The 14,046-nt window shown below is 71.9% G+C and carries 14 protein-coding genes; 5 read left to right on the forward strand and 9 right to left on the reverse strand.

Going from position 1 to position 14,046, the window contains the following annotated elements:
• Positions 1-11 precede the first annotated feature (11 nt).
• On the reverse strand, positions 12-938 hold the full coding sequence (locus BLQ67_RS09925) for a transporter substrate-binding domain-containing protein (protein WP_092504685.1): 927 nt from the start codon (positions 936-938) through the stop codon (positions 12-14).
• Between the two features lie 179 nt (positions 939-1,117).
• Between BLQ67_RS09925 and BLQ67_RS09930 the strand changes: the two genes are divergently transcribed.
• A complete protein-coding gene (locus BLQ67_RS09930) occupies positions 1,118-2,035 on the forward strand; it encodes an amidohydrolase family protein (RefSeq protein ID WP_092504687.1) in 918 nt (305 codons plus the stop codon).
• A gap of 55 nt (positions 2,036-2,090) precedes the next feature.
• Here BLQ67_RS09930 and BLQ67_RS09935 read toward each other — a convergent pair whose 3' ends face one another.
• Entirely contained in the window at positions 2,091-2,642 is a 552-nt protein-coding gene (locus BLQ67_RS09935; protein WP_172802293.1) for an Lrp/AsnC family transcriptional regulator, read from the reverse strand.
• Between the two features lie 116 nt (positions 2,643-2,758).
• A complete protein-coding gene (locus BLQ67_RS09940; protein WP_092504689.1) occupies positions 2,759-3,952 on the reverse strand; it encodes an MFS transporter in 1,194 nt (397 codons plus the stop codon).
• Between the two features lie 130 nt (positions 3,953-4,082).
• Between BLQ67_RS09940 and BLQ67_RS09945 the strand changes: the two genes are divergently transcribed.
• From BLQ67_RS09945 to BLQ67_RS16420, 3 genes are read left to right on the forward strand one after another with little or no spacing between them, the layout of a single operon-like run.
• Positions 4,083-5,249 carry an aminotransferase-like domain-containing protein gene (locus BLQ67_RS09945; protein WP_231945018.1) on the forward strand — a complete coding sequence of 389 codons (1,167 nt, stop codon included), beginning with the start codon at positions 4,083-4,085 and terminating at the stop codon, positions 5,247-5,249.
• The gene (locus BLQ67_RS09950; protein WP_092504692.1) at positions 5,246-6,421 is read left to right on the forward strand and encodes an amidohydrolase family protein; all 1,176 of its coding nucleotides are present in this window, start codon (positions 5,246-5,248) and stop codon (positions 6,419-6,421) included. Before BLQ67_RS09945 ends, BLQ67_RS09950 begins: the two co-directional genes overlap by 4 nt.
• Positions 6,421-6,561: a hypothetical protein gene (locus tag BLQ67_RS16420; protein WP_157674788.1), complete on the forward strand. Its 141-nt coding sequence runs from the start codon at positions 6,421-6,423 to the stop codon at positions 6,559-6,561. Before BLQ67_RS09950 ends, BLQ67_RS16420 begins: the two co-directional genes overlap by 1 nt.
• Before the next feature lie 227 nt (positions 6,562-6,788).
• Here BLQ67_RS16420 and BLQ67_RS09955 read toward each other — a convergent pair whose 3' ends face one another.
• The 4 genes from BLQ67_RS09955 to purL form a co-directional block, all read right to left on the reverse strand.
• Positions 6,789-7,493 (reverse strand): ABC transporter substrate-binding protein, encoded by a 705-nt coding sequence (locus BLQ67_RS09955; protein WP_231945019.1) that lies wholly within the window; start codon positions 7,491-7,493, stop codon positions 6,789-6,791.
• Between the two features lie 82 nt (positions 7,494-7,575).
• On the reverse strand, positions 7,576-7,884 hold the full coding sequence (locus BLQ67_RS09960) for a hypothetical protein (RefSeq protein WP_092504694.1): 309 nt from the start codon (positions 7,882-7,884) through the stop codon (positions 7,576-7,578).
• A 122-nt stretch (positions 7,885-8,006) separates the two neighbouring features.
• Positions 8,007-8,270, reverse strand: coding sequence for a hypothetical protein (locus BLQ67_RS09965; RefSeq protein ID WP_092504696.1), 264 nt, complete (start codon positions 8,268-8,270; stop codon positions 8,007-8,009).
• A 290-nt stretch (positions 8,271-8,560) separates the two neighbouring features.
• Entirely contained in the window at positions 8,561-10,870 is a 2,310-nt protein-coding gene (gene purL, locus BLQ67_RS09970) for a phosphoribosylformylglycinamidine synthase subunit PurL (RefSeq protein ID WP_407922468.1), read from the reverse strand.
• 192 nt (positions 10,871-11,062) lie between these two features.
• Here purL and BLQ67_RS09975 point away from each other — a divergent pair, with 192 nt between their 5' ends.
• The gene (locus tag BLQ67_RS09975; RefSeq protein WP_197674594.1) at positions 11,063-11,461 is read left to right on the forward strand and encodes a VanZ family protein; all 399 of its coding nucleotides are present in this window, start codon (positions 11,063-11,065) and stop codon (positions 11,459-11,461) included.
• Positions 11,462-11,756: 295 nt separating this feature from the next.
• On the opposite strand, the gene BLQ67_RS09980 is transcribed toward BLQ67_RS09975, so the two are convergent.
• On the reverse strand, positions 11,757-12,209 hold the full coding sequence (locus tag BLQ67_RS09980; RefSeq protein ID WP_092504699.1) for a DIP1984 family protein: 453 nt from the start codon (positions 12,207-12,209) through the stop codon (positions 11,757-11,759).
• A gap of 156 nt (positions 12,210-12,365) precedes the next feature.
• On the reverse strand, positions 12,366-13,946 hold the full coding sequence (locus tag BLQ67_RS09985; RefSeq protein WP_092504701.1) for an AMP-binding protein: 1,581 nt from the start codon (positions 13,944-13,946) through the stop codon (positions 12,366-12,368).
• Between the last annotated feature and the right edge of the window lie 100 nt (positions 13,947-14,046).

Genomic DNA, 14,046 nt, shown 5'->3' on the forward strand with positions numbered 1-14,046 from the left:
TTCCCTGCTGCTCAGGACTCTTCGGCCAGGTTGAAGCCGAACTCGTCCATCGCGTTCTCCTCGATGCCGTACTTGGCGAGGAGCGCGTCGTACGTGCCGGCCTCCTGCAGCGCCTCGAACGTGGCGAGCATGGCGGGCACGATCGGGTCGCCCGTGGGGGCGGATGCGCCGACCCAGAACGGCGGGAAGCCGTTGTCGGTCGAGTTGGCGCCCGAGATGACGAGCGTCGGGTTCTGCTCCGCGTAGTACGTCAGCGGGATCTGCGACGAGAACGCGGCGTCGGCGCGACCCGAGGTGACGGCGAGGATCGCCGAGTCCTGGTCGCCGAACAGGGCGATGTCGATCGGCTCGTCGCAGCTCGCCTGCTGGTTCTCGAGCACCGTCTGCGCCGTGCCGCCCTGCAGGGTGGCGATCGTGTGGCCGCAGGTCGCGTCGAGCGAGTCGATGGTGTCCTCGGCCGTCTCGGGCTGGATGAAGACGACGTACTCGGCGATCCAGACGGCGAAGTCGTAGTTCGCCTGCGTCGCGGGGATGTCGGAGAGCGGCGAGATGTTGACGTCGTAGCGGTCGGACTGGAAGCCCGTGAAGATGTCGCCGATCGACGGGGCGATCTCGAGCTCGACCTCGAGGCCGGTCGCTGCCTCGATGGCGGCGATCGTGTCCCAGTTCAGGCCGATGTCGGTCGTGCCGTCCTCGTCCTTGTACGAGTAGGGCGGCAGGGTGATCGAGGCGGCGCGGATGACGCCCGACTCGATGACGTCCTCGGGGAAGAGGTCCTGCAGCTCCTGGCTGAACTCGGGCATGGGGATGTCGGACTCGGATGCTGCTGCCGACTCCTCGGGCTCGCTCGACGACGTCGAGCAGCCGGCGACGCCGACGATCGAGAGCAGCGCCGCGGCGGCGACGGCCGTGCGGGCGATGGTGCTGCGAGTGGCCATCTGGCCACCTCCTTCTGGTGCGGATGCGGTGCGTGTGGGGAGCACGCACGGCTCACTGTAAGCGAGTCGTTGTTTCGTTCGTGTAACAACGACGTGCCATGAACCTAATCTTGTGAGATTCTGCGCGTCAAGAACCTTAGATTGTTACCTCATAACGATCTTTCGCAACAGGAGGAACCGTGACCGCTCGCTACGACGGCCCCGTCGTCGACGCCCACACGCATCTGTGGGATCTGTCGATGGATCGCCACCCCTGGCTCCGGCCCGCTGGCGACTTCGGACCCAAGGGCAGGCTCGACCGGCTCAAGGGCAAGGACTACGTGCTCGAGCACTACCTCGCCGACGTCGAGGGCACCGACGTGGTCGCGTCGGTGCACGTCGAGGCGCTGTGGGATGCGGGCCGCTCGCCCGTCGAGGAGACCAGGTGGCTCGAGACGCTCGACGGTGGCCCCTTCGCGTCGCGCTACGTCGGTGCTGCGGCGTTCGGCCGCGACGAGACCGAGGACGTGCTGCGCGAGCAGGCGTCGTACGAGCGGATGCGCGGCATCCGCCAGGTCGTCGCGTGGACGCCGCACCCGGACCGCCGCATGGCGCCGCGCGACGGCATCCTGCGCGAGGCGGCATGGCGTCGCAGCGCCGAGCTGCTCGTCGAGCTCGACCTGCACCTCGAGCTGCTGCTCTACCCGTACCAGGCCGACGACGTGCTCGCCCTCGCACGCGACCTGCCCGACCTGCCGATCGTCGTGAACCACATCGGCAGCCCCATCGAGCAGGACGCCGAGGGCGTCGCGCGCTGGCGCGCCTCCATCGCCACGATGGCGCAGGCGCCCAACGTGCTCGTGAAGCTCTCGGCCGCCGCGGCGTACCCCGAGGAGAAGTCGGTCGACGCCATGCGGCCCTTCGTCGCGCCCATCGTCGCGGAGCTCGGCGCCGACCGCGTGCTGTGGGGCAGCGACTTCCCCGTCGGCACGCTCGTCGGCTGGCCGTACGACCGCTACCTCGAGGCCTACCGCACGATCCTCGACGAGCGCACGGCCGACGAGCAGCGCGCCATCCTCTTCGGCACCGCGAACCGGCTCTACCGCCTCGGGCTCTGACGCCCGACACGACGAAGGCCCCGGCGCAGCACGCCGGGGCCTTCGTCGTACGGGGTCAGTCGTCGCTCGGCAGCAGCGCCTGCAGCATGCGCGCGTCGACGCCCTCGGGCTCGGCGCGCACGAGCACGATCGACGTCTCGGTCTGCTGCACGCCGGGGATGCCCCACACGTCGTTCGCGAGGATCTGACGCAGGTCGTCGAAGCCGTGGGCGCGGATCTTCACGACCATGTCGTTCGCGCCCGTGACGACGTTGATCTCCTCGACGCCGCGCAGGCCCATGAGCGTCTCGAAGACGCGGCTCTGGTCGAAGCCGACGGCCGCCTTGATCGACAGGTAGGCGACGGTCGAGTGGCCGAGCGCCTCCCAGTCGATGTCGACGCTGAACCCGCGGATGACGCCCTTGGCCTTGAGGCGCGCGATGCGGTCGGCGACGGCGGGCGACGACATGCCGAGCACGTCGGCGAGCGCGCGCTGCGGCACGCGCGCATCCTTCGCGAGCTCCATGAGCAGCTGCACGTCGATCGCGTCGAGCGGCACCTCGGGCGTCGCGGGGCGGATGCGCTCGGCGAAGCTGCGCAGCGGGGTGTCGGTGGTCTCGTCGGCCATGGGTCTCCGTCCGCTCGGTCGCGCTGTTGCGCTTGCGATGGTGCTGGTCGGGCGCGACCTTCGTTTCGAAGGTCGATCGGGCGTGCAAGGTACCACGCGAAGGCGGCGCGCCTCGCTCAGGGTGTGCGGAGCGGCTCGGCGGTGTCGCGCAGGCGCGGTGCGACGACCGCGGTGGCGAGGCTCGCGACGCCCACGAGCGCGAAGGCACCGATCGCGGCGGGCACGACGCCCGTGAGGTTGCCGATGCCGCCGACGAGCAGCACGGCGACGGCCGCGGCGGCGTACGTGACGGCGGCGTAGAGCGACGAGAGCGCGCCCTGCTGCGCCGGCGTCGCGCCGCGCGTGAGCGCCACGAGGCCCGCGCGGTACGAGATGCCGATGCCGACGCCCAGCAGCGCGTAGCCCACGAGCACGACGGGCGTCGCCGCCCACAGCGCGCCGGCGGCGACGCTCAGCGCGCCGGCCGCCTGCACGAGCAGGCCCGACGCCCACGGCGCCCGGCGCGCGATCGCGGGACTCGACAGCTGCGCGGCGGCGCTCGTCGCGAGCATGAGCACGGGACCGAACGCGCGGGCGACGGGCTGCTCGAGCTCGGCGAAGATCGTCGCGCCGAACACGATGCCCACGCTCACGCCGATCCATCCGACCGAGCCGCTCGCGAGCATCCGCACGACGCGGCGGTCGATGCGGATGCGCGCCGTCCCGCCGCGGATGCCCACGAGCGCCGCGCGGTTCGCGTCGCGCCGCACGCGCAGCACGATCGACGCGGCGACGAGCAGCACGAGCAGGATGCTCGCGTGGCCGAGCGCCACGATCTGCGGCGAGCCGGCCTCGGCGAACGACACGACGAGCTGCGAGCCGCCCGCGCCCACGACCGCGCCGACGAGGTTGCCGGTCGCCGAGATCGCGCGGCCGGGAGCGCCGATCGCGGCGACGACGAGCGCGGCGGCCGCGCCCGTGCCCATGCCGCCGGCGATGCCCGCGACGGCTCGGCCGGCGAGCACCGACCACTCCTGCGCGATCGCGAGCAGCACGTCGGAGCCGATCGCGACGGCGAGGGCGGCGACGAGCAGGGGAGCGGCGAAGCGCGTGAGCGTGGGGCGCGCGAGCACGAGCAGCACGACGACGAGCACGCTGACGTAGCAGACGAAGGTCAGCGAGATGAGCAGCGGGTCGAGGCCGAGCAGGTCGCGGTAGACGGGCAGCAGCGGGTTGATGGCGTTGGTGCCCGCGAGCAGCATCGCGAACGACGCGGCGACGATCGCTGCCTGCCATGCGGTGCCCGTGCGCGTGCCGGTGGTGATGGTCATGCTCAGGCCGTTCTCGTGAGAGTTCTCACAACTGTAACTTTGTGCTGTCTTCTACCTTAGATCGTAAGGTAGCGTCCAACTAGAGCAGCACATCGAAAGGCCCGCAATGCCCCAGTCCTACGCCCGCCGCATGGATCGCGTGCGGCCGTCCGCCATCCGCGAGCTGCTCAAGCACGGCGCCGACCCCGCGCTCATCTCGTTCGGCGGCGGCTACCCCGACCAGCGGCTCTTCCCGCTCGACGACCTGCGCAGCGTCTTCGACGCGCTGCTGCAGCCCGAGCAGGCGGCGTCGCTGCAGTACACGACCTCCGACGGCCTGCCCGCGCTGCGCGAGGCGATCGCCGAGCGCATGACGGCGCAGGGCACGCCCATGGTCGCCGACGACGTGCTCATCCTCTCGGGCGGGCAGCAGGGCCTCGACCTCGTCGCCAAGATGCTCGTCGACCCGGGCGACACCGTGATCGTCGAGGACCCCACGTTCCTCGGCGCCCTCATCGCCTTCGCACCGCTCGAGCCGACGTACGCGACCGTGCGCCTCGACGAGCACGGCATGGACACCGACCACCTCGCCGAGGTGCTGGCCGCCAACCCCGGCGTGCGGATGCTCTACACGGTGCCCGACTTCCACAACCCCACGGGCGTCACCATGAGCCTCGAGCGCCGCCGCCGGCTCATCGAGCTCGCCAACGAGCACGGCCTCGTCGTGCTCGAGGACAGCCCCTACCGCGAGCTGCGCTTCGACGGCGAGCCCGTGCCCACGCTCAAGAGCCTCGACACCGAGGGCCGCGTCATCCACCTCTCGTCGTTCTCGAAGATCCTCGCCCCCGGCATGCGCCTGGGCTGGCTCGCCGCATCCCCCGAGCTGCGCGAGCGCCTCGGCCTGCTGAAGCTCGCCGCCGACACGCAGTCGGGCACGCTCGCGATGCACGCCGCCGCGTCGTTCATCGCCGGCTTCGACCTCGACGCGCACGTCGAGCGCCTGCGCGTCGCGTACGGCGCGAAGCGCGACCTCATGCTGGCGACGATCGACGAGGCGTTCCCCGCCTCCGTCGGCCGCACGACCCCCGAGGGCGGCCTCTTCACGTGGCTCACCTTCCCCGAGGGGTTCGACTCCGCGCGCTTCATGGCCGAGGTCGCGCTGCCCGAGGCGAAGGTCGCGTACGTGCCCGGCACGACGTTCTTCGCCGACGGCGGGCACCCGAACCACGCCCGCGTGAACTTCTCCAACGTGTCCGACGACGACATCGTCGCCGGCATCACCCGCCTCGGCCACCACCTGCGCAGGGAGCTCGCATGACCGCCGTCCACCCCGACATCGCCGCCGCCATCGAGGCGCTGCCGCTCGTCGACCACCACGTGCACTCGCTGCTCACCGACCCGCTCGACGAGTCCGACCTGCTCGACGCCCTCACGGAGGCCGACCACCACTGGTCGCGCGAGACCGCGCTCGACACGCAGATCGGATTCGCCGTGCGCCGCCACTGCGCACCCGTGCTCGGCCTCGAGCCGTTCGCCGACACCGAGACGTACCTGGCAGCCCGCCGCGAGCTCGGCTTCGACGAGGCGACCGCGCGGCTGCTGCGCGCATCCGGCATCTCGCACTACCTGATCGACGGCGGCTACATGCCCGAACAGCTGCTTCCCGAGCAGCGGATGGCGACGCTCGGCGCCGCCGACTGGGCACCGATCGTGCGGCTCGAGACGACCGCCGAGGCCGTCATGGCCGAGGCCACCTCGGGCGCCGACTTCCTCTCGTCGCTGCACGAGGTGCTCGACCGCGAGGCCGAGCGCGCGCTCGGCTGGAAGACCGTCGCCGCCTACCGCTGCGGCCTCGACCTCGACGGCGCCAAGCCCACCGAGGCCGAGGTGCTCGCCGCCGCCGAGGCGTGGTTCGCGCTCGGCTCGCCCGGCGCCCCGTCGCGGCTCGAGGACCGCACGATCGTGCGCCACCTCATCTGGTGGGCGCTCGAGCGCGGCGACACCGTGCAGGTGCACGCCGGCTTCGGCGGCACGAACCTGCGCCTCGACGGCGCCGACCCCGCCGGCATGCAGGCGCTGTGCGCCGCGACCGAGCACACGGGCGGCCGCATCGTCTTCCTGCACTGCTACCCCTATGCGCGCCAGGCGGGCTACCTCGCCCACCTCTACCCGCACGTCTACCTCGACGCCGGCCTCTCGATCAACTACCTCGGTGCGAACGCCGACGTCGTCGTGCGCGAGACGCTCGACCTCGCGCCGTTCGGCAAGGTGCTGTTCTCGTCGGATGCGTGGGGCCTGCCCGAGCTCGTGCTGCTCGGCGCCCGCCTGTGGCGCGACTCGATGGCGCGCATCCTCTCGGAGTACGTCGAGGTGCACGGCTGGCCGGTCCCCGAGGCGATCCGCATCGCCGAGCTCGTCGCGTGGCGCACGGCCGAGACCGTGTACTCGCGGTCGTTCGCGCCGGCTGCGGTCGCCGCCGAGGCAGCGTGATGGCTGCGGAGTCGGCGGCGCCGCTCGGCGCACCTGTGCCCGGGTCGACGCTGCCGCCGGCTCCGCGCATCCTGCCCTCGGCGCCCGCCGTGCCGCTCGGACCGGCGACGGCATCCATCATCATCCGCGGCTACGACTGAGCCGCGCCGACCTGCGAGCGCCTGCCCCGCACGCCACCGACCCGGTGGGCGGTGCGACGTTCGTGCTCGCATGCCGGGATCCGCGGCGGAGACGACCTCTCCGTCGCCCGGACCGGCCAGGCAGCGCCGCCCGCGCATCCCGCGGGCGGCGCTGCTGCGTCTCCGCTGGCATGGCGAAGGCCCGCCGCACCAGTGGTGTGCGACGGGCCTTCGGTCGTTCCGCGTGCCTACTCGGCGGGGACCGCCGTGATCTGCGCGACGCCGACCAGCAGGCCGACCTCGCGGCCACCGACGACCGCGTCGGTGCCGAACGTGTCGTTCAGCAGGCCGGCTGCGTCCTCGGAGACGTAGACCTCGGTGCCCTCGAGGATGGCCTCGCCGTTCGGGCCCTCCTGCAGCGGGTTGAGCGTCGAGCCGTTGAGCTCGAAGATCAGGATGTCCTGACCCACCTCCTCGCCGTTGGCCGTGACGGTGCCGAAGAGCTCCGACGTGCCCGGGTCGATGCGGAAGTCGGTCAGCTCGACCGTGATGTCACCGGCCGTCAGGGAGATGCCCGAGCCGTCGTGCTCGATCGAGCCCTGGACGTAGGGGCGGTAGTCCTCCTCCGGGTCCCAGTACTCGACGTTGCCGCCCGTGATCGGGAAGGCGAGCACGCCGTCCGTCAGGGTGGCGCCACCGATGACGCCCGGCGTGAGGCCGAGGCCCGTGATGGCGTCGAGGAAGCCCTGATCGAGGGTGACCTGGGTGTCGACGCCGCCGAGCTCGTCGATGACCGCGATGGGCTCGGGCGTGGCGTCCGTGCTCTCCGAGGCGCTCGTCTCGGCCGGCTCCTCTGCGGCCGGCGTCGAGCAGGCCGCGAGGGAGAAGGCGAGAGCGCCTGCAGCGATCACGCCCAGGGTGGTCTTGCCGAGTGTGCTGTGCATGATCTTCATGGCGATTCCTCTTCTGTGTGGTGCGGGGGAACGTGTGCTGCTCTGCGTTCGCAGCAGACGCGGTTTCGGATGCCTCGATCGGTCAGACGCGCGTCGGTCGGCGTCGCTCGACGACGATGACCTCGAGAGCCTCGGCATCAGCGGGCATCTCATTGGTGCTGACGAGCGACTCGCCGCGGCGAATCCTCACGAGCGTCAGGACCGCGAGCGCGAGCGCAGACGCGACGAGCACGGCGGAGGACGTGACGACCCCTCGCCACGCGTCGAGATGCGCGACGGTGCCGGCTGGGGATGCGATCGCGACCGCCAGCGCGCCGGCGGCGACGGTCACGAGCACGACGCATGCGATGAGGAGCATGGTCCAGGCGACGGTGAGCGGCGACTTCGGCATTTCGCTAGTCTGTCGAACGAAATTCGCGCATGTTGGGCGTTGACAGGACCTCGGCGCGCATGCATCGTCGAGGATCGTTCGACCATCGCGAGCGGGACGCGGCGTCTCGCGGATGCGTCGAATCAGTCGGTGGTCGGCAGCGCGCGCAGCACGGCGAGCACCTGCTCGGCGGGCATCTCGCACGGCTTGAGGTGCGTGCCGGATGCGGTGCGCCACACGTTGGCGCTCATGCGGCCGGTGCCGCCGAGCTCCTCGCCCTCGATCGTGCTCGACCGCCCCTCCGCATGGTCGACGCGCGTGAGCCCCCACGCCCGCCCGTCGACGTCGTGCCGACTCCAGCCGAGCGGCACGCGATCGACGAGGGCGTCGAGGTCGTCGTGGTGCATGTCGCCACGGTATCCCCGCCCACAGACCGCTCCTCCGATGACCGCTCCTTGAGGTGCGAGCGGAGCGAGCCTCGAAAGGTGCCGCACGGGAGCCGTCTCGTAAGGAGCCCTTCGAGGCTCGCCCTTCGGGCTCGCACCTCAGGGAGCGGGTGGTGGGCACCTCGCGGGGTGAGCGATCGCATCCACAGACCGCTCCTTGAGGTGCGAACGAAGCGAGCCTCGAACGATGGAGCCGAAGACGACGAGACCCGCCGCACCCGAAGGCGCGGCGGGTCTCGAAGACGCGAGGATCAGGCGAAGGTGTCGTACAGCGTCGAGCCGTTGCGCTGGCGCAGCTCGTCGAGGCCGATCGTGAAGACGTCCTGCACCTCGATCGAGCCCGTCGTCGAGTCCGTCGCGCCGATGCGCAGCGACGGCACGCCGCGCGCGGCGCACATGCCCTGGAACCGCACGTCGTCCTCGCGCGGCACGGCCACGAGCATCCGAGCGCCCGACTCCGAGAACAGTGCAGCCGTGAGGTCGACGCCGTCGCGCTCGCACAGCTCCTCGAGCCAGATGCGCGCGCCGATGCCGAAGCGCATCGCGCCCTCGGCGAGCGTGACGCCGAGGCCACCCTCCGACAGGTCGTGCGCGGCGGCCAGCAGGCCGTCGTGCGCGGCAGCCTGCACGAGCGAGGCCACGGCCTTCTCGGCGGCGAGGTCGACGAGCGGCGGGGTGCCGCCGAGGTGGTCGTGCACGACGCCGGCCCACGCGGAGCCGTCGAGCTCGTCGCGGGTCGTGCCGAGCAGGTACAGGTGCAGGCCGTCGTCCTGCCAGCCGGCGGGCACGCGGCGGGCGACGTCGTCGATGACACCGAGTACGCCGACCACGGGGGTCGGGTGGATCTGCGTCTCGCCCGTCTGGTTGTAGAACGACACGTTGCCGCCCGTGACCGGGATGCCCAGCTCGACGCACGCATCCGCGAGACCGTCGACGGCCTCCGCGAACTGCCACATCACGAACGGCACCTCGGGGTTGCCGAAGTTGAGGCAGTCCGAGACGCCCAGCGGCGTCGCGCCCGTCGCGGCGACGTTGCGGTACGCCTCGGCGAGCGCCGCCTTCGCACCCTCGCGCGGGTCGAGCTGGCAGTAGCGGCCGTTGGCGTCGACCGAGACGGCGAAGCCGAGGCCCGACTCCTCGTCGATGCGCACCATGCCGGCGTCGTCGGGCATCGACAGCGCCGTGTTGCCGAGCACGTACGAGTCGTACTGCTCGGTGATCCACGACGGGTCGGCGAGGTTCGGCGAGCCCGCGAGCGCCAGCAGCTCGGAGCGCAGGCCGGCTGCCTCGGAGCGGGGGAGGCGCGCGGTCGTGTCGGCGTTGAGGGCGTCGAGCCACTCGGGACGCTCCATCGGCCGGTCGTAGACGGGCGAGTCGATCGCGACCGTGCGGGGGTCGACGTCGACGATCGTCTCGCCGCCGTGCGTGATGACGAGGCGGCCGGTGCCGGTGACCTCGCCGAGCACGCTCGTCTCGACGTCCCACCTCTCGGTGACCGCGAGGAACGCCTCGAGCTTCTCGGGCGTCACGATCGCCATCATGCGCTCCTGCGACTCCGACATGAGGATCTCCTCGGCCGTGAGCGTGGGGTCGCGCAGCAGCACGTGGTCGAGCTCGACCTGCATGCCGCCGTCGCCGTTCGACGCGAGCTCGCTCGTCGCGCACGAGATGCCGGCGGCGCCGAGGTCCTGGATGCCCTCGACGAGGTCGGCCTTGTAGAGCTCGAGGCAGCACTCGATGAGCACCTTCTCGGCGAACGGGTCGCCCACCTGCACCGCGGGGCGCTTGGCGGGGCCGTCGGCGTCGAACGAGTCGGACGCGAGGATGGATGCGCCGCCGATGCCGTCGCCACCGGTGCGGGCGCCGAAGAGCACGACCTTGTTGCCGGCGCCGCGCGCGTTCGCGAGGTGCAGGTCCTCGTGGCGCAGCACGCCGACCGCGAGGGCGTTGACGAGCGGGTTGCCCTGGTAGACGGCGTCGAACACCGTCTCGCCGCCGATGTTCGGCAGGCCGAGGCAGTTGCCGTAGAACGAGATGCCGCCGACGACGCCGTGCACGACGCGCGCCGTGTCGGGGTGGTCGATGGCGCCGAAGCGCAGCGCATCCATGACGGCCACGGGGCGTGCGCCCATCGAGATGATGTCGCGCACGATGCCGCCGACGCCCGTCGCGGCGCCCTGGAAGGGCTCGACGAACGACGGGTGGTTGTGGCTCTCGATCTTGAACGTGACCGCCCAGCCCTCGCCGGCATCCAGCACGCCGGCGTTCTCGCCCATGCCGACCATGAGGCGCTCGCGCATCTGGTCGGTGACCTTCTGCCCGAAGACCTTCAGGTGCTTCTTCGACGACTTGTACGAGCAGTGCTCCGACCACATGACGGAGTACATCGCCAGCTCGCCCGACGTGGGGCGGCGGCCGAGGATCTCGCGGATGCGCTCGTACTCGTCGGGCTTGAGGCCGAGCGCCGCGTACGGCTGCTCCTTCTCCGGAGTCGCGATCGCGTGCTCGACGGTGTCGGCGACGGGGCGGGCGGGGGCATCGGGCACTGGCGGAGACCTCACGGAGGGAGCGGATGCGGTGCTGCCGAGTCTACTCGCGCGCGCATCCGCCTCGGGTCGCGCGGGCGCCGCCGCCGGTCGCGTCGGGTGCCGCGCTCGTGTCCCCCGATCGCCCGTGCGCATGCCCGGATCCGTGGGGGACGGTCGCGGCCGGCGCCTCGGCGAGCGCCGGGCTGCCGTGGCTAGCGTGATCGGGTGCGCGCCGGCCCCGACCCTGCAGCGCGCGGCCGCCTCCGCCGCGTCGTCGCATGGATCGTGCTCGCGCTCGCGATCGGCATCCAGCTCTGGGGCCTCTACTCACCGGTGGCGCCCGACAGCGGCGACTTCCCCGGCACCGACAAGCTCGGCCACGTGGGGATGTTCGCGCTCGTCATGGCGTCTGGCGTCATCGCAGGCATCCCGGGCCCCGTGCTCGCGAGCCTGCTCGTGGTGCAGGCGGTCGCATCGGAGCTCGTGCAGGGGCTGCTGCTGCGCTCGCGCTCCGGCGACGTGTGGGACGCGCTCGCCGACCTCGCGGGCATCGCCCTGGGGTGGGCGGTCGCGTGGCACTGGGCGCCGGCGCGCGTGCGGCGCCGGGAGGCTGCCGCCTCCTGACGGTTGCGTTCTGCAGGCGATCCGGGGTGGCAGAGGGGCATCTTCCCTCCGACCCCCACGATCGCCTGCAGAACGCGGCTGCTGCGCTGACGAGAGTCCCCGATCCCACCCTCGCCGCGAGGGTCGGCACGTGGTGGTGATGCGTGCGCGATGCACGCGGTTCCCCGCGAGTGCGCGTGTGCTGCGTGCCGGGCGAAGGATCCGAAGCGGATGCGCCGGCCCGTCGACGCTGCGTGCCTGCCATCACCCCGGCAGGCGTGGGGTTCGTGCCCGCTCCCAGGCGGCTACCGACTCGTCAGCGCAGCTCCGTCGACCAGTTCACCTCCTGGATGCGCAGGTCCAGCTCGCGCAGGGCCTTCGCCGTGTCGTCGGCGGCGCTGCGCAGGCTCGCGACGTCGCTCGTGGGCAGCAGCCGCAGCTCGGCGCCGCGCATGCGGTCGGCGAACGGCGTGGATGCGTCGGCGAGCGACGTGAGCGTGCGGTGCCGTCGGCGCAGGGTGTCGCGGCGCGCGAGGGCGGCCGTGAGCGGCACGCCGTCGACGTCGGTCGCGGCGTTCGTCAGGTTGATGCGCACCACGAGCTGCTCGAGCTCGGCGAGCACGGCGTCGTGCTCGGCGACGAGCGCGGTCGGGTCGTCGACGGGCGTCGTGCCCTCCTGCGTGACGGCGGCGCGGATGGCGCGCTGCGCGAGCGCGTCGGCGCGCGTCGCGAGGTCGGCGCGGTGGCTGAGGGCTGCTGCGAGGCGCATGCCCCGACGCTATCCCCGCGACCCGGGAGAGCGCATCCGCTCGTCATCCCGTCGCACGGTACGCATCCGGCGTTGCGAGGTGCGCACCTCGCCACCAGGAGCTGCGATTGGCGTACCTCAGCGTGAGATGCGCACCTCGCAACGACGGCGCTGGCCCTACACCGCCGCCTTCAGGTCCTTGCGCAGGATCTTGCCCGACGCCGACTTCGGGATGGCCTCGACGTACGCGACGCGGCGCACCTTCTTGTACGGCGCGACGCGCTCGGCGACCCACGCCATGAGCGCATCCGGGTCCTCCGCACCCGCGTCGACCGGCACCACGAACGCCATGGGGTCCTCGTCGCCGTCGTCGGTGCGCACGCCGATCACCGCGACGTCGGCGACGGCGGGATGCGTGAGCAGCAGCGCCTCGAGCTCGGCCGGCGCCACCTGGTAGCCCTTGTGCTTGATGAGCTCCTTGAGCCGGTCGACGATGTGCACGTTGCCGTCGGCGTCGTACGCGGCCATGTCGCCCGTGCGCAGGAAGCCGTCGTCGCGCAGCGTCTCGGCCGTCGCCTCGGGGTTGTCGAGGTAGCCGAGCATGACCTGGGGGCCGCGCACCCACAGCTCGCCCGCCTCCGACAGCCCGTCGTGCTCGGGCGGCTCGATCGTGTCGCCCGACTCGATGTCGACGATGCGATCCTCCGTGCCACCCACGACGGTGCCGACCGAGCCGAGCGGCGTCGACCCGCTCTCGCCGCGCACGTACACGTGGCTCACGGGGCTCAGCTCGGTCATGCCGTAGCCCTGCAGCATCTCGATGCCGAGGCGGTCGGCGACGGCGTGGCCCAGCTGCTCGTCGAGCGGCGCGGCGCCCGAGAGCGCGGTGCGCAGCGACGACAGGTCGTACTCGGCGACGAGCGGATGCTTCGCCAGCGCCACCGCGATCGGCGGCGCGATGAACGCGAACGACACCTGCTCGTCCTGGATGATCCGCAGGAACTCCGTGAGGTCGAATCGCGGCATCGTCACGAGCGTGCCGCGGGCGCGCAGCGCGAGGTTCAGCAGCACCGTCATGCCGTAGATGTGGAAGAACGGCAGCACCGCGAGCACCCGCTCGCCGCGCTCGAGCTGGATGAGCGGCTCGCACTGCGCGACGTTCGCCACGAGGTTGCGGTGCGACAGCATGACGCCCTTCGGCGTGCCCGTCGTGCCCGACGAGTACGGCATGACGGCGACATGGGTCGCGGGGTCGATCCGCACGTCGGGCGCCGCGTGGCCGGCGGCGAGCAGCTCGGCCAGGCTCGGGTGCCCATCCAACCCGTCGAGCACGACGATGCGGTCGTCGCCGATGCCCACGGCGTGCGCGGCCTCGAGCGACTGCGGCGCGAGCGGGCCGACGGTCACGTGCGCGACGGCGCCGGATGCGCGCAGCTGCACCTCGATCTCGTGCGGCGTGTACAGCGCGTTGACCGTCGTCGCGGTCGCGCCGGCGCGCAGGATGCCGTGGAACGCGATCGCGAACGCCGGCACGTTGGGGCAGTGCAGTCCCACGACGTCGCCCGGGCGGATGCCCATGGCGGCGAGCGCTCCCGCGAACGCCTCGGCGCGGCCGACGAGCTCGCCGTACGTCATGACCGCGCCGGATGCGCCGTCGATGAGCGCGGGGAGCGCGCGATCCTCGTCGGTCAGGTCGTCGAACAGCGCACTGAAGACGCTGGCGTCGGCGATCTCGGGCTCGGGGCGGGTGCTGCGCATGGCGTCTCCTCACCGGCCGACGTCGTCGTCGACCCGTGGCGGCAGCCTAGGCGTGCGCGGTCCCCGCGGGTAGCCGTTGCGAGGTGCGGTTGCTGCATCC

Origin of the sequence: Agrococcus jejuensis (genome assembly GCF_900099705.1) — a bacterium.
GTDB classification, from domain to species: domain Bacteria; phylum Actinomycetota; class Actinomycetes; order Actinomycetales; family Microbacteriaceae; genus Agrococcus; species Agrococcus jejuensis.